General features: G+C 60.3%; 17 protein-coding genes and 1 riboswitch. Of the genes, 7 read left to right on the top strand and 10 right to left on the bottom strand.

What is annotated here, in order from left to right:
• Positions 1-33: 33 nt before the first annotated feature.
• From KL786_RS01030 to KL786_RS01015, 4 genes are all read right to left on the bottom strand, one after another.
• Positions 34-1,398, bottom strand: a complete 1,365-nt coding sequence (locus tag KL786_RS01030) for a DUF1329 domain-containing protein (protein ID WP_029297800.1) — start codon at positions 1,396-1,398, stop codon at positions 34-36.
• 28 nt (positions 1,399-1,426) lie between these two features.
• Positions 1,427-3,319, bottom strand: a complete 1,893-nt coding sequence (locus KL786_RS01025; RefSeq protein WP_215516428.1) for a DUF1302 domain-containing protein — start codon at positions 3,317-3,319, stop codon at positions 1,427-1,429.
• A 335-nt stretch (positions 3,320-3,654) separates the two neighbouring features.
• A complete protein-coding gene (locus KL786_RS01020; protein ID WP_032860056.1) occupies positions 3,655-5,337 on the bottom strand; it encodes a fatty acid--CoA ligase in 1,683 nt (560 codons plus the stop codon).
• Between the two features lie 266 nt (positions 5,338-5,603).
• Positions 5,604-6,236, bottom strand: coding sequence for a LysE family translocator (locus KL786_RS01015; protein WP_215516427.1), 633 nt, complete (start codon positions 6,234-6,236; stop codon positions 5,604-5,606).
• An 84-nt stretch (positions 6,237-6,320) separates the two neighbouring features.
• On the opposite strand from KL786_RS01015, the gene KL786_RS01010 reads away from it, so the two are divergent.
• From KL786_RS01010 to KL786_RS01000, 3 genes are all read left to right on the top strand, one after another.
• Positions 6,321-7,286: a 2-hydroxyacid dehydrogenase gene (locus KL786_RS01010; RefSeq protein ID WP_029297792.1), complete on the top strand. Its 966-nt coding sequence runs from the start codon at positions 6,321-6,323 to the stop codon at positions 7,284-7,286.
• 31 nt (positions 7,287-7,317) lie between these two features.
• Positions 7,318-8,316 (top strand): methyltransferase, encoded by a 999-nt coding sequence (locus tag KL786_RS01005; RefSeq protein WP_215516426.1) that lies wholly within the window; start codon positions 7,318-7,320, stop codon positions 8,314-8,316.
• A gap of 50 nt (positions 8,317-8,366) precedes the next feature.
• Positions 8,367-8,488: riboswitch (yybP-ykoY riboswitch) on the top strand.
• An 88-nt stretch (positions 8,489-8,576) separates the two neighbouring features.
• The gene (locus KL786_RS01000) at positions 8,577-9,161 is read left to right on the top strand and encodes a TMEM165/GDT1 family protein (protein WP_032860060.1); all 585 of its coding nucleotides are present in this window, start codon (positions 8,577-8,579) and stop codon (positions 9,159-9,161) included.
• Positions 9,162-9,232: 71 nt separating this feature from the next.
• Here KL786_RS01000 and KL786_RS00995 read toward each other — a convergent pair whose 3' ends face one another.
• The 4 genes from KL786_RS00995 to KL786_RS00980 form a co-directional block, all read right to left on the bottom strand.
• Entirely contained in the window at positions 9,233-10,042 is an 810-nt protein-coding gene (locus tag KL786_RS00995) for a M48 family metallopeptidase (protein WP_215516425.1), read from the bottom strand.
• A 188-nt stretch (positions 10,043-10,230) separates the two neighbouring features.
• Positions 10,231-10,851: an SOS response-associated peptidase gene (locus tag KL786_RS00990; protein ID WP_215516424.1), complete on the bottom strand. Its 621-nt coding sequence runs from the start codon at positions 10,849-10,851 to the stop codon at positions 10,231-10,233.
• Positions 10,852-10,887: 36 nt separating this feature from the next.
• Entirely contained in the window at positions 10,888-11,148 is a 261-nt protein-coding gene (locus KL786_RS00985; RefSeq protein WP_215516423.1) for a putative signal transducing protein, read from the bottom strand.
• A gap of 11 nt (positions 11,149-11,159) precedes the next feature.
• Complete coding sequence (locus tag KL786_RS00980; RefSeq protein WP_065944201.1) at positions 11,160-11,342, bottom strand: CPXCG motif-containing cysteine-rich protein; 183 nt, start codon at positions 11,340-11,342, stop codon at positions 11,160-11,162.
• Between the two features lie 144 nt (positions 11,343-11,486).
• Between KL786_RS00980 and KL786_RS00975 the strand changes: the two genes are divergently transcribed.
• The gene (locus KL786_RS00975) at positions 11,487-12,650 is read left to right on the top strand and encodes a 1-acyl-sn-glycerol-3-phosphate acyltransferase (protein ID WP_215516422.1); all 1,164 of its coding nucleotides are present in this window, start codon (positions 11,487-11,489) and stop codon (positions 12,648-12,650) included.
• A 64-nt stretch (positions 12,651-12,714) separates the two neighbouring features.
• Here the strand turns inward: KL786_RS00975 and KL786_RS00970 are convergent, their stop codons facing one another.
• Positions 12,715-12,972, bottom strand: coding sequence for a hypothetical protein (locus KL786_RS00970; RefSeq protein ID WP_215516615.1), 258 nt, complete (start codon positions 12,970-12,972; stop codon positions 12,715-12,717).
• 159 nt (positions 12,973-13,131) lie between these two features.
• On the opposite strand from KL786_RS00970, the gene KL786_RS00965 reads away from it, so the two are divergent.
• Positions 13,132-13,341: a hypothetical protein gene (locus KL786_RS00965; protein ID WP_032860067.1), complete on the top strand. Its 210-nt coding sequence runs from the start codon at positions 13,132-13,134 to the stop codon at positions 13,339-13,341.
• Between the two features lie 57 nt (positions 13,342-13,398).
• Here KL786_RS00965 and KL786_RS00960 read toward each other — a convergent pair whose 3' ends face one another.
• Complete coding sequence (locus tag KL786_RS00960) at positions 13,399-13,986, bottom strand: YajG family lipoprotein (protein ID WP_032860068.1); 588 nt, start codon at positions 13,984-13,986, stop codon at positions 13,399-13,401.
• Between the two features lie 170 nt (positions 13,987-14,156).
• Here KL786_RS00960 and KL786_RS00955 point away from each other — a divergent pair, with 170 nt between their 5' ends.
• The gene (locus KL786_RS00955; protein ID WP_215516421.1) at positions 14,157-14,393 is read left to right on the top strand and encodes a hypothetical protein; all 237 of its coding nucleotides are present in this window, start codon (positions 14,157-14,159) and stop codon (positions 14,391-14,393) included.
• Between the two features lie 732 nt (positions 14,394-15,125).
• On the top strand, positions 15,126-16,652 hold the full coding sequence (gene mqo, locus KL786_RS00950; RefSeq protein ID WP_215516420.1) for a malate dehydrogenase (quinone): 1,527 nt from the start codon (positions 15,126-15,128) through the stop codon (positions 16,650-16,652).
• The last annotated feature ends 82 nt before the right edge of the window (positions 16,653-16,734 follow it).

The following is a 16,734-nucleotide window of genomic DNA, read 5'->3' as shown; positions in this document are numbered from 1 at the left end:
AGCTCCTACAGAGGCCAACGTGTTTACTACAAGTTAGCGAACACCCTCTTGGCGCAGGGCCGCCGGCGTGAAGTCTTTGGTGGTGGCGGTGAAGCCGAAGTCATAGGCCTTTTTCTCTTCGTTCTTCATGCCCAGTGCCAGGTAGCGGCCGGACTGCAGGTCGTAGAGTGTTTCCAGGGCGTACCACGGCACTTGCTTGTCGTAGTAGTTCTCGCCATGGGCTTCAGCCACACGCCACAGCTGACCACGACCGTCGTAGTGGTCGATCACGGCTGCTTGCCAGGTGTCTTCGTCGATATAGAAGTCACGCTTGGCGTAGATATGACGCTGGCCTTCCTTCAGGGTCGCGACCACGTGCCAGACGCGGCGCAGTTCATAACGTGCCAGGTCCTGGTTGATGTGGCCGGCCTTGATGATGTCGGCGTACTTGAGTTTCGGATCATCGAGCTTGTAGCTGTTGGACGCGATGTAGATTTCCTTCTTGCCTTCCAGCTTCCAGTCGTAGCGATCCGGCGCACCGTTGTACATGTCGAGGTTGTCGGAGGTACGCAGGCCATCGGCAGCAGTACCCGGCCCGTCATAGGATACTTGCGGCGCCCGACGCACACGGCGCTGACCGGCGTTGTAGACCCACGCCGCGCGTGGCTCCTTCACCTGGTCCAGGGTCTCGTGTACGAGCAGCACACCACCGGCCAGACGCGCCGGTGCAGTCACTTGCTGCTTGAAGTAGAACAGGATGTTGCCCGGATTGGCCGGATCGTAGTCCTTCATCTTGTCGCGGAACACGAACTGATCCTGGAAGTACACCAGGCTGTACGAGCCGTTGGCCTGTGGCGTGGCCTGGGTCACCAGGCGCGTCACGCTGCCGCCACGATAACGGGTGATGTGGTTCCAGATCACCTCGACCCCACTTTTCGGGATCGGGAACGGGATCGCGGTCTCGAAGTTTTCCAGGCCGTTACCGCCGCCTACCAGGTTGGTGCTGGTGGCGTTTTTCTTGATGGAGGCGAACACTTCGGCCGGCACGGTGGCGCCGCGATGGGTGGTGTACACCGGCATTTTGAAGGTTTCAGGGTAGCGCTTGAACATCGCGTACTGCCCCGGAGCCAGCTTGTCTTTGTACTGCTCGACGTTCTGCGCGGTGATGGTGAACTGCGGCTGCTCGCTGGCATAAGGGTTGGCCAGGAAGCCCTTGGCATCCACGGCGCCAGCGTTGGTTGGCAGGGCTTTCCAGGCGGGGATGGTGCCGGCAGCGTTGCCGGCCATTTCCGCGCCCATCGGGGTCAGCGTGGTTCCCAGCTTGGCGGCTTCATCCGCCGAGACGGCCGCCATGACGCTGCTGGCCATGATCGACAGTCCCAGCACACCCACGTGCAACAGACTTTTGGTTATTTTCATGTTCTGGTCTTCCTGAAATGCAGTGTGCTTAGAAGTTCGCGCCGAAACTCAGGGCCACGAAATCGCGGTCAACCGAGGTGTTGTAGTCGCCATCAAAGAAGTTGGTGTAGGCCAGGCTCGCGGTGTAGGTGTTCTGGTATTCCGCGTCCAGCCCCAGGCTCACCGCTTTGCGACCTTCTTCGAAGTTGCCGCCAGGACCTGGCGAGTAACCGCTCACGTCATGGGACCAGGCCACACTAGGCTTGAGGTTTACACCGGCGAACACATCCGGGTATTCCCAGATAGCGCGGCCACGGTAGCCCCAGGAGGTGGAGGTGGTGAAGCCGTCGTTGTTGCAGTTCTTGGACAGATTACTGGCGTCTGTTCCCGGACCCGCGCCACCGATGGTGCCCGTGTTCAAGATTTGCGAACAGGTATTCGCAGAGCCGGTATTAGGCAGTGCGCCTGGACCATAAACCGGGTCACGGCCATAACGAATCTTCGATGAGCTCTCAAGCCCACCCACGTGCGTCACCCCAACTTCACCAACCACGGTCAGACGACTGGCGCCCATCACCTGATCGAAGAAATGGGTCAGTGTGGTCTGGAACTGGGTGATTTCCTTACGGCGATAGCCATGCATGTCCTGCCCAGGAACGCCATTGAGCAGCGATGCATTATCGTAAAGGCCCTTCAAAGGCTTAACGGCGGAGTACAAGATATCGGTGGTATTGAGCTGTACCGGAGCATTCGGGCGATAGCTGACTTCACCGCTCCACGCGGTACCGGTAGGCAAGGTCGTGGAGAAACTCAAGCCATACAGGCGAATATCTTCCGGGTACTCGATGAAGTACTTGGAGTTACCCGCAATAAACACCGGGGCCAACGAACCAAAACCAGGTGCCATTGCATAAGCCGACGCCGGCGCAGCCGTCGCGCTGAAGATCGGCGCCCGGCTGTGGTAGTTCATGAAATAAGCGCCGAACTCGGTATCCAGCGGCTCGAAGTTGTAGTGCATCGCCGCGCCGAATTGGCCGCTGTCGCGTGCATCCCGGTCGGGACCACGGCGAACCAGTGTGCCCTCATTGTTAATGTCCATGCCCATGCGATCAAATACCGCCAATGCACCACGACCTGGGGCCGTTGCAGCAATGGTCGAACGTTTGGCCAGCAGGCGCAGGTTGTCGCTGCAGCCATCGGACACCACATCCGGCTGGGAGAAGAACGTCCCGCAGTTGTCGGTAACCGTCTGGTCCCATTCCAACTGGTAGAAGGCTTCTGCCGACAGGTTATCGGTCAAGGATTGCGACACGTAGAACATGTTGACCGGAATCAGGCCTTCCTTGATTTCGGCGCCCGGACGACGGAACGCAGACACGTCGATCGGGTTGACGGAGTTGATACCACCGCCAATGAACGTACTTTCACCCCAGCTCACAACCTGCTTACCAAACCGCACCGAACCCGGCGCATCGGCAATGGAGTAGTTGTGGTAGATGAACGCATCGAGGATCTGCCCGCCAGAAGACTTGGCGCCCTCTTTGCGGTTGTGGTCGCTGATGTCCTTGAACTCGCGGCTTTCATCCTTGAGTTCAAAGTCATACCAATACTTGCCACGCACAAACACACCGGTATCGCCGTACTTCAGTTCCAGGTCATGGATACCCTTGAAAATCTTCGAGAACGTTTCCCCACGTTTGAAGTTCAAGTGACCGTCGTCAGAGGTCTGAGACAACCCCTTGCCACCGTTGTTGACACCAATCAGGTCGCGATCGGGCTTGGCCGTACTCCAGCTGGCCCCCACCGACAGGGACGAGTCGAAGCTGCCTTCGACCTCACCGATGTTGAAACTGACGCCGAATGCGGGCCCGGCGAGGGTCGAGGCAAGACTGACCGCCAGGGGTAATCTCGCCCGGCGCCAGAACTGATTTACTGAGGTCATCGACGCTACTCCATGTGCATTTTATTGTTATGGCAGTGAGCCTTTTCAAACATGCTTGCAACAGCCGGAATACAACGATTCCAATGCCAGACAACCGCCGGACCACCCAGGACCGCAGCGCCACATTCTTGAAAAACTCTGGGAGGGACTATAGCCAGCAGGGGGTATCGCTTGATCCCTCTAAAGTGTGATTTGCATCACCAACCCGTCTGCAACAGCCCTTTCGCCATGTCAGCGAGAGCTGACGCGAAAGAGGATGGCTGAAATTTGCCAAATGACAAGGCGAAGGCTTGTAATAGAGCATTGCCGTGCCCGGGCGGGCACGGCGAAAGGGGTCAAAGCGTAGAGAGGAAGGTGCTGTTATTGGCCTGCCATTCAATGATGTCGATACGGATACGTTTCTTGTCGAGCTTGCCGACACTGGTCTTGGGAATTTCCGTAACAATGGCAATCTGACTTGGAATCGCCCACTTGCTCAGGTGGCCCTGCTCGACATACGGCTTGAGGTGTTCCTTGAGCTCACGCGCGCCAATCCCGTGGCCCTCGCGCACCACCAACAGGGCAAACGGGCGCTCGCCCCACTGCGGGTCGGCAATCCCGACCACCGCTACTTCGCGTACCGCCGGGTGACGACTGACCAGGTCTTCGAGGGCCAGGGACGAGATCCACTCGCCGCCGGTCTTGATCACATCCTTGATGCGGTCACGAATATCGATCACGCCGAAGGCATCCAGGGTGGCCACGTCGCCGGTGTGCATCCAGCCGCCTTCCCAGAGTTCGGCACCCTTCTGCGGTTCGTTGAAATAACCCTCGCTGAGCCATGGCGCACGTAGCACCAGTTCGCCCTGGGACTCGCCATCGGCCGGGAGGAAGTTGCCGTCAGCGTCGACGATCGCAGCCTCCACCAACGGCCCCGGCACACCGGCCTTGATCCGGTAGGTGGTGCGCTCGTCTTCGCTGCCGGCCAGCAGTTCTTCATTGAGGTGGGCGCAGGACACCAGCGGCCCGGTCTCGGACATGCCGTAGGCTGCCGTCAATTGGATACCACGGGCCTTGGCCGCCTCATACAGCGAACGGTTGAGAGCGCTGCCGCCGATCACGATCTTCCAGCCGCCAAAGTCCACGCCCTGGGCGGCCTTGGCGTTAAGCAGCATCTGCAGGATGGTCGGCACACAGTGGGAGAACGTCACCTTCTCCTTGCGCCACAGCTCCACCAGGTATTCCGGGTCGTAACGGCCGGGATAGACCTGCTTCAGGCCGAGCATGGTCGCCACATACGGCAAGCCCCAGGCGTGCACGTGAAACATCGGCGTGATCGGCATGTAAACGTCATTGGTGCCGAGCAGGCGCACGCTGTCGATGCTGCCCATGATGGTCGCCACGCCGATGGTGTGCAGCACCAGTTGGCGGTGGGTGAAATACACACCCTTGGGGTTACCGGTGGTGCCGGTGGTGTAGAAGGTGGTGGCTACCGAATGCTCGTCGAAGTCCTCGAAGGTGTACTGAGTACTGGCGGCGGCCAACAGGGTTTCGTACTCACCCACCAGGTTCGGCAGGTCAGCGGTTTTCTCGTCGCCATCGGTCAACAGCAGGGTCTTGTCGACCGTGGTCAACTGCCCGGCAATGGCCTGGTACAGGCCGACGAACTCGCTGTTGACCAGTACAAAGCGGTCTTCGGCGTGGTTCATCGTGTAGAGGATCTGCTCCGGCGACAGGCGCACGTTGATGGTGTGGATCACCGCGCCAATCATCGGGATGGCGAACATGCACTCCAGGTAACGGTGGCTGTCCCAGTCCATCACGGCCACGGTATCACCGGCCTTGACCCCGGCTGCGGTCAGCACATTGGCCAGGCGGGCGACACGTTCGATCAGGGTCGGGTAGGTGTAGCGCAGCTTGTCGCGGTAGACGATTTCCCGGGTTTTCTCGTAGCGGGCGCCCGACATCAACAGGCGCTTGATCAACAGCGGGTATTGGTAGGCGCCTTCGGCGGGCGGGATAACACGAGTCTGCAACATACGAATCCCTTTTTATGACTGCACGGTCTTGGCTAAAGGATTTGCACTGTAGAGACCTTGCACGCCGGCCAAATCAGCCGAAGGAATGATTTGCAGAACGTCGCGAATAGTAGCCTTGCGCCACCTCTCGCTATCGACACAGTTCAAATGTGGGAGCGGGCTTGCTCGCGAAAGCGGTGGATCAGTCGAATCTGTATTAACTGATCCACCGCTTTCGCGAGCAAGCCCGCTCCCACATTTTTACCGTGCCCACTCAAGACCAGGGTTTATTTGGCCGAGGTAAACGCCAGCTTCACGCCAATCGCAATCAACACCACCCCCATGCTCCGGTCAAACCAATGGCCCATGCGCGCAAAGCCGGCGCGTACGCGCTGTTGGCTGAACAGCATGGCCACCATGCAAAACCACAGCGCGGTGGCCACGGCCAGGTAAACGCCATAACCCGCCTGGATCGCCAGCGGCGTGTGGGGGTTGATCACCACGGTGAACAGCGACAGGAAGAACAGCGTGGCCTTGGGGTTCAAGCCATTGGTCACAAAGCCCGAGGTAAAGGCGCCGCGGGCACTGCGCTCGCCCGCTTCGCGGTGCAGGTCTTCTTCACTGGCAGGCTTGGCCGGTTGCGCACGCAGGGCCTTGAAGCCGATGTACAACAGGTAGGCCGCTGCCGCCCATTTCAAAGCGTTGAACAGCACGATGGACTGGGACACGATCAAGCCGATACCGAGCAACGAGTAGCCGACGTGGAGGAAAATCGCCGAACCGACGCCCAACGCCGTCCAGGTGCCAGCGCGCCGGCCATGGGTCACGCTCTCGCGCACCACCACGGCAAAGTCCGGCCCGGGACTGGCCACGGCCAGCAGGTGAATCAACGCCACGGTCAAAAACTCGGTGAGGTACATGCACACTCCAAGAAGTAACTGATTATTTCATCTGGTAGGCTCGGCAGATTACGCCTTCGAACCCTGTCGCAAAAGGTACAGTTGATGACGAACAATCGCCGCGCCGTCTTCCTTGATCACCCTTCCCTGGACCAGGGGGACCTTGACCTCAGCGAGTTGCGGGAAGTTTTCAGCGACTTGCAGCTGTGCGAGCAGACCTCGGCGGACCAGGTGGTCGAGCGCCTGCAAGGTGCCCAGGTAGCGATCAGTAACAAGATCCTGCTCAACGCCCAGACCCTGGCCGCCTGCCCCGACCTGAAGCTGATCCTGATCGCCGCCACCGGCACCAACAACGTCGACCTGGCCGCTGCCCGCGCCCAAGGCATTACCGTCAGTAACTGCCAGGGCTACGGCACGCCGTCGGTGGCGCAGCACACGATCATGCTGTTGCTCAACCTCGCCACACGCCTGAAGGACTATCAAAAAGACGTCGACGCCGGCCTGTGGCAGCAAGCCAAGCAGTTCTGCCTGCTGGATTACCCGATTGTCGAGCTGGAAGGCAAAACCCTGGGTTTGCTCGGCCACGGCGAACTGGGCGGCGCCGTCGCGCGCCTGGCCGAAGCCTTTGGCATGCGCGTGGTGCTGGGAGCCATTCCGGGCCGCCCGGCCCGTGCAGATCGGGTCCCCCTGGACGAACTGCTGCCGCAAGTCGACGCCCTGACCCTGCATTGCCCACTCAATGAACACACGCGTCACTTTATCGGTGCCCGCGAGTTGGCGCTGCTCAAGCCGGGCGCGTTTGTGGTCAACACCGCACGCGGTGGCCTGATCGATGAACAAGCCTTGGCCGATGCCTTGCGCGGCGGTCATCTGGGCGGCGCAGCCACCGATGTGCTGAGCGTCGAACCGCCGACCACCGGCAACCCACTGCTGGCCGGCGACATCCCGCGGCTGATCATCACCCCCCACAGTGCCTGGGGCAGTCGCGAGGCACGGCAACGGATCGTCGGCCAATTGACCGAAAACGCCCGGGGCTTTTTCAGCGGCGCACCGCAGCGCGTCGTCAGTTGATAAACTGCGCTCCTTTTTCAGGGAGCAGACCATGGATCCGCGCAGTGAAGTACTGCTTCGTCAGGCCGAACTTTTTCAAGGCAACGTGTTGCTGGCCGGCCTGCCCGCCGATGACCTGCTGGGGCGCCTGCCCAATGCCCACGGCTGGTGCTGGCATGCCGGCGATCAGGCGGCGCTGGATGCGCGGTTTGCCGAGCGCAGCCATTTCGGGGTGAATGTACCGCAGCGTGCATTCGACACGGCGGTGGTGTTCCTGCCCAAGTCCAAGGACCTGGCCGACTACATCCTCAAGGCCGTGGCCGCGCGCCTGCCGGGCGCCGAGCTGTACCTGGTCGGCGAAAAGCGCGGCGGCATCGAAAGCGCCGCCAAGCAACTGAACGCTTTTGGCAAGCCACGCAAACTCGACAACGCGCGACACTGCCAGTTGTGGCTGGCCACCGTGGCCAACGCCCCGGCGACGCCAGACCTTGCGAGCCTGGCCGAGGTATTTGAGGTGCCACTGGCCGACGGCCCGCTCAAGGTTGTCAGCCTGCCAGGCGTGTTCAGCCACGGCCGCCTGGATCGCGGTACCGCGCTGTTGCTGGAGCACCTGGACAAACTGCCCAGCGGTCATCTGCTGGACTTCGGCTGTGGCGCCGGCGTGCTGGGCGCGGCGGTCAAGCGGCGCTACCCGCACAACACCGTGACCCTGCTTGATGTGGACGCCTTCGCCACCGCCAGCAGTCGCCTGACCCTGGAGGCCAATGGCCTGGAAGGCGAAGTGCTGACCGGTGATGGCATCGACGCCGCGCCGATGGGGCTGGATGCGATCTTGAGCAACCCGCCGTTCCATGTCGGGGTGCATACGGACTATTTCGCCACGGAAAACCTGCTGCGAAAAGCACGCCAACATCTGAAAAATGGCGGCGAACTTCGGCTAGTCGCCAACAGCTTCCTGAAGTACCAGCCACTGATCGAAGAACACCTGGGTGTGTGTGCGATCAAGGCCGAAGGCCAGGGTTTTCGTATTTACCGGGCCAAGCGCGGCTGACGGGTGTTTGAAAAAGAAGGCTTGCCGAATGGATTTTGCCAAGGCAGAATCCGCTCCGTCCTAGGGGAGTAGTCTCCCACGAGCAACATGCTCGTCCGGCATACGTCAACATACTTGGTCAGCAGACCATGGCGTATGCGACCCAGGAGTCCGCACAGACGGACCGGGGTTTGACAAGACCTATGACACGCACACCTTACCCGGGGCGGGAAGGCTGTACGTGTCATAGCCGTGTCGACCCGCCCCTGGAAACCTACCTGATGCTGGATTCACTTCTCGTTCCTACCGCAATCGTTGCCTTGGCCGAAATCGGCGACAAGACCCAACTGCTCGCGCTTATTCTCGCCGCCCGCTTTCGCAAACCCTGGCCGATCATCGCCGGCATCATCGCCGCAACCCTGGCCAACCACGCCGCTGCCGGTGCCGTGGGCGCCTGGTTTGGCAGTTTCTTCTCGGAAGCGGTGCTGCACTGGATCCTCGCCGCAAGCTTCTGCGCCACGGCTCTGTGGACCCTGGTGCCGGACAAGCTCGACGATGACGAGGCCAGCACTTCACGCAAGTTCGGGCCGTTCCTGACCACCCTGATTGCATTCTTCATCGCTGAGATCGGTGACAAGACGCAGATCGCCACAGTGATGCTGGCGGCGCAATATCCGGAGTTGTGGCTGGTGATTATCGGCACCACCTTAGGCATGCTGATTGCCAACGTGCCGGTGGTTCTGGCGGGGAATTTCGCGGCAGAGAAACTGCCACTGACCCTGATCCGTCGCCTGGCGGCCTCGGCGTTCTTCATCCTGGCGCTGGTAGCGGTGTACAAGGCCATGCAAAGCAGCGGCTGGATATAAGTTACAAGCTACAAGCTGCAAGAAAAGACAGTTATGCTTTTGCTCCTCTCTTGCAGCTTGCAGCTTGAAACTTACCGCGCCTTGTAAAGCGGCATCACCTTGGGAATCGCCGCCTGCAGCGAAGCGATCCGGCTGCTGGAGGCCGGGTGAGTGCTCATGAACTCAGGCGGTGCACCTTCGGAAGCCTTGGCCATTTTGTTCCACAGCGTGATCGCAGCGTTCGGGTCATAACCGGCGCGGGCCGACAGTTCCAGGCCAATCAGGTCGGCTTCGTTCTCATTGCTGCGGCTGTTGGGCAAGGTCATGCCGTAGTTGGCCACGGTGTCGGCCAGCGCCATGCTGTCCTGGCCCAGGCCCAACAATGCGCCAGCGCCCTGCTTGGCCATTTCGATGCCATAGGCCTTGGACATCGCTTCACGGCCGTGCTCGCGCAAGGCGTGGGCGATTTCATGGCCCATGACCGCAGCCAATTCGTCGTCGGTCAACTTGAGGTTTTCGATCAACCCGCTGTAGACGAAGATCTTGCCGCCAGGCCCACAGTTGGCGTTCATCTCGTCGCTTTTGATCAGGTTCACTTCCCACTTCCACTGCGCCGCATCCGGACGGAAGGTAGGTGCCTGGGCGATCAGGCGCTTGGCGATGGCCTGTACGCGCTTGGCGTTGGCGCTGGTCTTGTCCACCAACCCCTTGCCACTGGCTTCACCCAGGGTCTGCTGGTACGACTGCGCGTACATCTGGTCGACTTCCTGGCTCGACAGCATGCTGAACATGTACTGCTTGCGCTCCACACCCACGGCACCGCCGCTGGTGGTGTTGACGGACTGGCAACCGGCGAGCAGCAAGGCTGCGCTCAATGCCGTGACCACCAATGATTTTTTCATGCACATTCTCCCTGAAAACATGGCGCGTATCGTAGGCCCTCCCATGTATCGGCGCCAGATACACCTGACGCTTAACCGCTAAATTTCCGATACGCCCCACGCCTGCGACCATTCTATTGACGACACTTCTGATTCTTTTGCGGGAGGCTCGCGATGAGGCCAACCAAAACAACAAAGCACTGACAGGCTCACCCCGGAGTAAGGCACTCCGGCCCATTGAGCTTCGGATCATTGACCATATTAGCCAGCACCCGCTCGCGCAACGCCGTCGGCTCGCCGGCCAGCAATCCCTGCAACACATGCAGTGGCGTCTCGGGGTCCAGCCAGGCCTCCTGCCCCGCCGCATCGAGAATCAACGGCCGACGCTGGCTCTGCGCCGCCTGGGTCACCACCGCCGTACTCAACCACACCTGCTCCTGCACCGGGTAGGCCTCCCAGATCGCCGCAAAGAACAACGTCGAGCCCTCCCCCGGCGTCAGCCAGTACGGTCGCTTGCGCTGGGTGCCGCGCCATTCATAAAAGCCATTGGCAGGCAGCAGGCAACGGCGCAGGCGGAAGGCTTCGCGAAACATCGGTTGCTCAGCCAGGGTTTCGGCACGGGCATGGGCCGGCGTGCGGGACAGGTCAGTCAACCACGGCGGCGTCAGCCCCCAGCGCGCCCGCGCCAAGCTGCGCTGGCCGTCGTCGAGGCGCTGGATCAGTACCGAATCATTGGGGGAAATATTCCACTGGGCCTGTTGATCCGCTGGGAAGCCCGGCAAGGCAGCAAACGAGGGGTTCCAGCGAAACAGGGCATAACGTCCACACATGGGGCAACACGACTCTTGGGTAAACCGGTCGACAGCCTAACAGACCAGCACGTCAGGGAAGCTGTCGGGTTCATCGCCCGGCAGGGGTTGCGCGCCGATATAGGTGGTAATCAGCTCTCGGGCAACAAGGGCCTGGTCGTTCTCTACCTCAAGGCCCAGCAGGCCGAAGATCGGCAGCTCACCCGTGCCACCGAGCAGATGGCGCCCGACCAGATGGGCGTCGATACCTTCGCTGGCAAGCATTTGTTGCAGCAACTCGCCCTCCATCAGGTTCTCCGGCTCGTAGATTCGTTGCATCGTCGCCCCCTTTATTCGTTCTCGCTGCGCACTTCAAGCATCCACTCATCACCATGAACCTGCAGGTCGAAAACGATCGGCCGGCAGCACACCTGGCAGTCTTCTATATAGTTCTGGTCACCGCCGGACAAATCCACGCTGGTCTCAACCTCTTCACCACAATAAGGGCAATCGTACAGCGCAGGTTCTAGCATCGCGGTCTCTCCCAAGTGACTTGTGCGTATAATCGCCGGTCTATTTGCAGGGCTTTTTCGTTTGATGCCATTTGTTCAGACCGGCCCTGTCACTTATCGATCCAAACCTTTACTTACCCTAGCCGTTTCTAACAAGAGAGCATGATGGGCGAATTCGATACCATCCGACCTTACAACGACAGCGAAGTCCCGGCAGTGCTGGCCCGGCTGTTCAGTGACAAGGCCTTTCTGGACATCCTGACCCACTTTCGCTTCCCGCGCTTTGCCGGCGCCTTTGGCTGGCTGCTCAAGCCGCTGATCGCCCAGAAACTGCGCCGTGAGTTCGCCGGCGTCACCACCGTCGCCACCTTGCAGGACAAAGTCGAGTATTACGTCGACCACACCATCGACCGGGCGACCGACGGCGTCACCTACACCGGGGTCGAACAGCTCAAGTCCGGCACGGCCTACGTGTTCCTGGCCAACCACCGCGATATCGTGATGGACCCGGCCTTCGTCAACTATGCGGTGTACCACGCCGGCTTGCCAACACCGCGCATTGCCATCGGTGACAACCTGCTTCAAAAGCCGTTCGTCAGCGACCTGATGCGCCTGAACAAGAGTTTTATCGTGCACCGCTCCATCACCGGGCGACGCGAGAAGATGGCGGCTTATCAGTTGCTGTCCGCCTACATCAACCATTCGATCCGCAACGACTGCCAGTCGATATGGATCGCCCAGGCCGAAGGTCGGGCCAAGGATGGGGATGATCGCACCGAGTCGGCGATCCTCAAGATGTTCCATATGAGCCGCAAGGATGAGCCGTTCGCCGACGTCATCCTGTCGTTGAACCTGACACCGGTGTCCATCAGCTACGAATATGACCCGTGCGACGCGGCCAAGGCGCGCGAGCTGTTTATCCGCGCCACCACTGGCATCTACAGCAAGGCGCCCGGCGAGGATGACGCGAGCATTGCCCTGGGCATCACCGGTTACAAGGGCCGGGTCCATATCAACTTTGCGCCGCCCATCACCGAGCGCTTTGAAGACACCAAGCTATTGGCCATCGAGATGGACCGGCAGATCCTGGGCGGTTACCGGTTGTTTCCTGTGCATTACCTGGCGTATGCACAGTGGAGCGACGCCGACCCGCAATTGCTGGTGCCGACGGCTGCCGAAGTATTCCCGGCCGATGAGTTGGCCAAGGCGAAAGCGGAGTGGGAACGGCGCTTGGCTGCATGCCCGGCGGAACACCGGCCGTATCTGGTGCTGCAATATGCGATGCCGGTGCGCAATCAGTATCGGGTCAACGCCGGGGTCCCCCTGTAAACAACACGGCGCAATCAACTGTAGGAGCTGGCTTGCCAGCTCCTACAGTTGTTTTGTGGTGCCTTTACAGTTGAGTGCTGAGCCAGGACAGCAGCAGCGCCAGGCCAAGGCAGGCAAAGCCGATGCGATAACCGAGACGATGGCTGCGCTCGGTGCGCACATCCAGAAACAGCATGGGCTGGTCGATGGCCCGCTCTTCGCTTTGTGCGGCCAGATTGGCCATCGCACGCTGCTCCCGCAGGCGGGTAATAAACAGCAACGCCGCGCCAGGACAGGCAATCAGCAGTGCAGTGGTATTGATCAATAACGCAGGCAACGGCATTTCAAACCCCGGTGTGACAGTCATCCATCCAGATGCGCTCTCCTGCGCAGTACAGCTCCATCCCCCAATGACGAGCAATGTATCGAGTAATTTACGTCGTCACCTGAACGTCACCTTAACAAGCCACTCTGTTGCCCTTCGAACACCCGGGAGCTTGTCATGTTGCATGCGCAAAACCAGGATCGGCTGTACCTGATCGCCCCAACCGATGAGCAAGAGGCGCTGGTCGGAGGCCTGGCGTTCAATGTCCAGGACCGGCACTGGCTGGTGTATTGCGCCCTCGGCGGGCATCAGCATGCCGACCTGCCGGAGCTGGACCTGCTGACTGGAGTCAGTGTGCTGGACTTTTATGTCGAAACGGCGGCATGACAGCCGCAGGCACAAAAAAGCCGGGCCCCTGACTGGGGCCCGGCTTTTTACTAAAGATTACTGCGAGCTGAGGATCTGGCCGATGCTTGGATCCTTGAACAGTCGCGTCAGGGCATCACTCAACACGTCGCTGACCAGCTTGGTGTTGGTTTCCTGGTTCGGCGCCATACCAAAGCGCTGGTCCAGGGACGCAGCGTAACGGCCGTTGTAGCGGCGGTTGCCGGCCGACACATCAGAGCGGAAGGTCGCGCCGATGGTGGCTTCGGTCACGTACAGGCCTTCCTTGGGCGACTGGTACTTGAGCTCGGCCAGGGTCACGGTCAACTGCGGCGCGCCTGGCGAATTGCTGGTCGGGGTGAAGCCCAGCAGACGCACAGCCGCTTCGGCCTGGGCTTGCAGCTTGGGCAGCACGTCGGCACCGGTCACCGTGATGGCGCTGGTTTCCGGGTACAGGCCGCCGCGGGTGCCCAGGGTCGGCGATGGACGACCATCAACGACACGCACCGACACCGGCTGGCCATGGCCCACAGGCGCCAACTGGGTGGTGAGCTTGGGTTGCGGGCTCAGTTGCTGCGGGCTGTGGGCGCAGCCAACCAGGGTCAAGCTGGTCACAGTGATCAAACCGAACAACAGGCGTTGCAACATGCTTTTCTCTCCAGAATTCAGGTACCGACAGCCCGGCAGTATAACGGTGCGTCACCGCCTGGAACTAGCGCCAGTTACAACCTCAGACCCAGGCCCGTGTGCAGCGGTTCAGTGTCACCGAGATGTCATTCTTGACAGATATGCTTGGTGTCATTCTCAGGAGGCCCACCATGCTCAATTTTCTCTGGCGCTTTTTCGCTCGCACGCCCGCCTATCGCAACTTTGCCCTGCTCGACCCACAAGGTCGCTGCCAGGCATTCAAGCAATGCAGCCAGCCGCCCGTGGGCGAGGGTTGGGTCGAAGTCGAAGAGATCCGTCTTAGCTGGATGCACCAGCCACTGCCCGCCCGCGCCCGCGTCAGCCCGCGCCGCGCACGGTCATCACACCGTCTGCCGTTGACCGCCTGACCGAAGCGCTAATAAAAGTCATAAAACACGTCCATTTCCCCGCATTTCTTCGCTACAATCTCCCCCCGATTATAAGGACGTCTCCTGATCGGGCCTCGCAGCATCGCTAATGCCCTGGTATTAGCTCCCCCGCACCGCCCACAGAGAGCCGCCCACACAGATCGAGTGAAGCTGGCGAGCTGGCTGTTTTGTCTGCAAACCTGCGCCTTTACCGAATCTGCCAGAGCTGCCATTGCGCTCGGCCACTTGAGTTGTTTGCCCGTTATGCCGCATGTCGGCAGTGATTTCGGGCCAGGTGCCAGGCTGGGGCAGCCCTTTTTTGAGGTTCACGTCTTCAAAAGAGCGTGAAAAAACGGGTTTTCACAACTTCACAAGAGTGTGGCGAGCAAATGAATAGTTTTGCGTTTGTACAAGCACCATCAACGTCTGGCACTGCCCAACCACACAGGACCGAGTACTCCCCAAGAACCGGAGCTTGAAGCCTGTCCGCTACGGATTTGGTTGCACGATCGGACGAACTTGACCATAAGTCGAATTGCCACAGGGGCCCTGAAATGCGTTCATATGCAGATAAGGCCTGGTCGGCAGCGTCCGCTGAAGTTGCAAAAAAATTGCGAAGAATCGGACATGGCAATCCTGGCCATGGGTAACCTGGGGCATCACGTGAACCGCCCCGTCACTCCTGGCAGCCATGCCGTCAATTTGGTGCTGCAGATTTTGGAGACGCGTTAAATGGCGCATAACGAAGCAGTCGACGTAGTACTGGTAGGTGCGGGCATCATGAGTGCCACCCTCGCCGTACTGCTCAAGGAGCTCGACCCCGGCCTCAAGCTGGAAGTCGTTGAGCTGATGGACTCGGGTGCAGCAGAGAGTTCCAACCCGTGGAACAACGCCGGTACCGGTCACGCCGGGCTGTGCGAGCTGAACTACACCCCGCAGGCTGGCGATGGTTCCATCGACATCAAGAAAGCCGTGCACATCAACACCCAGTTCGAGGTGTCGAAGCAGTTCTGGGCGTACCTGACCAAACAAGGCACCTTTGGCTCAGCCAAGTCGTTTATCAGCCCGGTGCCGCACCTGAGCTTCGTGCAGGGCGAAAAAGGCGTGTCGTTCCTCAAGAAGCGCTTTGAAACCCTCAGCCAGCACCACGCGTTCTCGGATATGCACTACACCGAAGACCGTAGCGAGATGGCCGAGTGGATGCCGCTGATGATGCCAGGTCGCCCGGCTGACGAGAAAATCGCCGCGACCCGCGTGATGAACGGCACCGACGTCAACTTCGGCGCCCTGACCAACCAATTGCTGGCGCACCTGAGCAGCTCGGCAGATGCCCAGGTCAAATACAGCAAGCGCGTCACCGGCCTCAAGCGCAATGGCGCCGGCTGGACCGTGAGCATCAAGGACGTCAACAGCGGCAACACACGCCATGTCGACGCCAAGTTCGTGTTCCTCGGCGCCGGTGGCGCGGCCCTGCCGCTGCTGCAAGCCTCGGGTATCGAAGAAAGCAAAGGGTTTGGTGGCTTCCCGGTCAGCGGCCAGTGGCTGCGTTGCGACAACCCTGAAGTGGTCAAGCAGCACCAGGCCAAGGTCTACAGCCAGGCGGCGGTGGGTTCGCCACCGATGTCGGTGCCGCACCTGGACACCCGCGTGGTGGAGGGCAAGAAATCCCTGCTGTTCGGGCCATACGCCGGTTTCACCACCAAGTTCCTCAAGTTCGGCTCGTTCCTTGACCTGCCCATGTCGATTCGCCTCGGCAATATCGGCCCGATGCTGGCCGTGGCCCGCGACAACATGGACCTGACCAAATACCTGGTCAGCGAAGTGATGCAGTCCATGGAACAGCGCCTGGAATCCCTGCGCCGCTTCTACCCCGAGGCGAAAGCCGAGGACTGGCGCCTGGAAGTGGCCGGCCAGCGAGTGCAGATCATCAAGAAAGACCCGAAGAAAGGCGGCGTGCTGCAATTTGGTACCGAACTGGTCGCGGCCAAGGACGGTTCGCTGGCCGCGCTGCTGGGTGCCTCCCCGGGTGCGTCGGTAACTGTTTCGATCATGCTGGAACTGATCGAACGCTGCTTCCCGGCCCAGGCTGCCGGCGAGTGGGCGACCAAGCTGCAGGAAATCTTCCCGGCCCGGGAAAAAGTCCTGGAGACTGATGCCGAGCTGTACCGCAAGATCAGCGTACAGAACAACATCAGCCTGGAGCTGGTTGAGCAAAGCAGCGAAACCTGTAGGAGCGAGCTTGCTCGCGAAAATCGTTAACGATAACGCAGCGTACTTGATTCAACGCGGCGCTCTCAGGCTCTTCGCGAGCAAGCTCGCTCCTACAAAGAAGCGATAAAAA

It is taken from the genome of Pseudomonas sp. TAE6080 (assembly GCF_018732265.1).
GTDB classification, from domain to species: domain Bacteria; phylum Pseudomonadota; class Gammaproteobacteria; order Pseudomonadales; family Pseudomonadaceae; genus Aquipseudomonas; species Aquipseudomonas brenneri.
Note: the sequence above shows the minus strand (reverse complement) of the source record. Positions and strands in the feature narration are given on the sequence as shown.

Excerpts from the sequence above, each read along its gene's own strand:
- KL786_RS01030 (WP_029297800.1), bottom strand. The coding sequence starts at position 1,398 with ATGAAAATAACCAAAAGTCTGTTGCACGTGGGTGTGCTGGGACTGTCG.
- KL786_RS01025 (WP_215516428.1), bottom strand. The coding sequence starts at position 3,319 with ATGACCTCAGTAAATCAGTTCTGGCGCCGGGCGAGATTACCCCTGGCG.
- KL786_RS01020 (WP_032860056.1), bottom strand. The coding sequence starts at position 5,337 with ATGTTGCAGACTCGTGTTATCCCGCCCGCCGAAGGCGCCTACCAATAC.
- KL786_RS01015 (WP_215516427.1), bottom strand. The coding sequence starts at position 6,236 with ATGTACCTCACCGAGTTTTTGACCGTGGCGTTGATTCACCTGCTGGCC.
- KL786_RS01010 (WP_029297792.1), top strand. The coding sequence starts at position 6,321 with ATGACGAACAATCGCCGCGCCGTCTTCCTTGATCACCCTTCCCTGGAC.
- KL786_RS01005 (WP_215516426.1), top strand. The coding sequence starts at position 7,318 with ATGGATCCGCGCAGTGAAGTACTGCTTCGTCAGGCCGAACTTTTTCAA.
- KL786_RS01000 (WP_032860060.1), top strand. The coding sequence starts at position 8,577 with ATGCTGGATTCACTTCTCGTTCCTACCGCAATCGTTGCCTTGGCCGAA.
- KL786_RS00995 (WP_215516425.1), bottom strand. The coding sequence starts at position 10,042 with ATGAAAAAATCATTGGTGGTCACGGCATTGAGCGCAGCCTTGCTGCTC.
- KL786_RS00990 (WP_215516424.1), bottom strand. The coding sequence starts at position 10,851 with ATGTGTGGACGTTATGCCCTGTTTCGCTGGAACCCCTCGTTTGCTGCC.
- KL786_RS00985 (WP_215516423.1), bottom strand. The coding sequence starts at position 11,148 with ATGCAACGAATCTACGAGCCGGAGAACCTGATGGAGGGCGAGTTGCTG.
- KL786_RS00980 (WP_065944201.1), bottom strand. The coding sequence starts at position 11,342 with ATGCTAGAACCTGCGCTGTACGATTGCCCTTATTGTGGTGAAGAGGTT.
- KL786_RS00975 (WP_215516422.1), top strand. The coding sequence starts at position 11,487 with ATGGGCGAATTCGATACCATCCGACCTTACAACGACAGCGAAGTCCCG.
- KL786_RS00970 (WP_215516615.1), bottom strand. The coding sequence starts at position 12,972 with ATGCCGTTGCCTGCGTTATTGATCAATACCACTGCACTGCTGATTGCC.
- KL786_RS00965 (WP_032860067.1), top strand. The coding sequence starts at position 13,132 with ATGTTGCATGCGCAAAACCAGGATCGGCTGTACCTGATCGCCCCAACC.
- KL786_RS00960 (WP_032860068.1), bottom strand. The coding sequence starts at position 13,986 with ATGTTGCAACGCCTGTTGTTCGGTTTGATCACTGTGACCAGCTTGACC.
- KL786_RS00955 (WP_215516421.1), top strand. The coding sequence starts at position 14,157 with ATGCTCAATTTTCTCTGGCGCTTTTTCGCTCGCACGCCCGCCTATCGC.
- mqo (WP_215516420.1), top strand. The coding sequence starts at position 15,126 with ATGGCGCATAACGAAGCAGTCGACGTAGTACTGGTAGGTGCGGGCATC.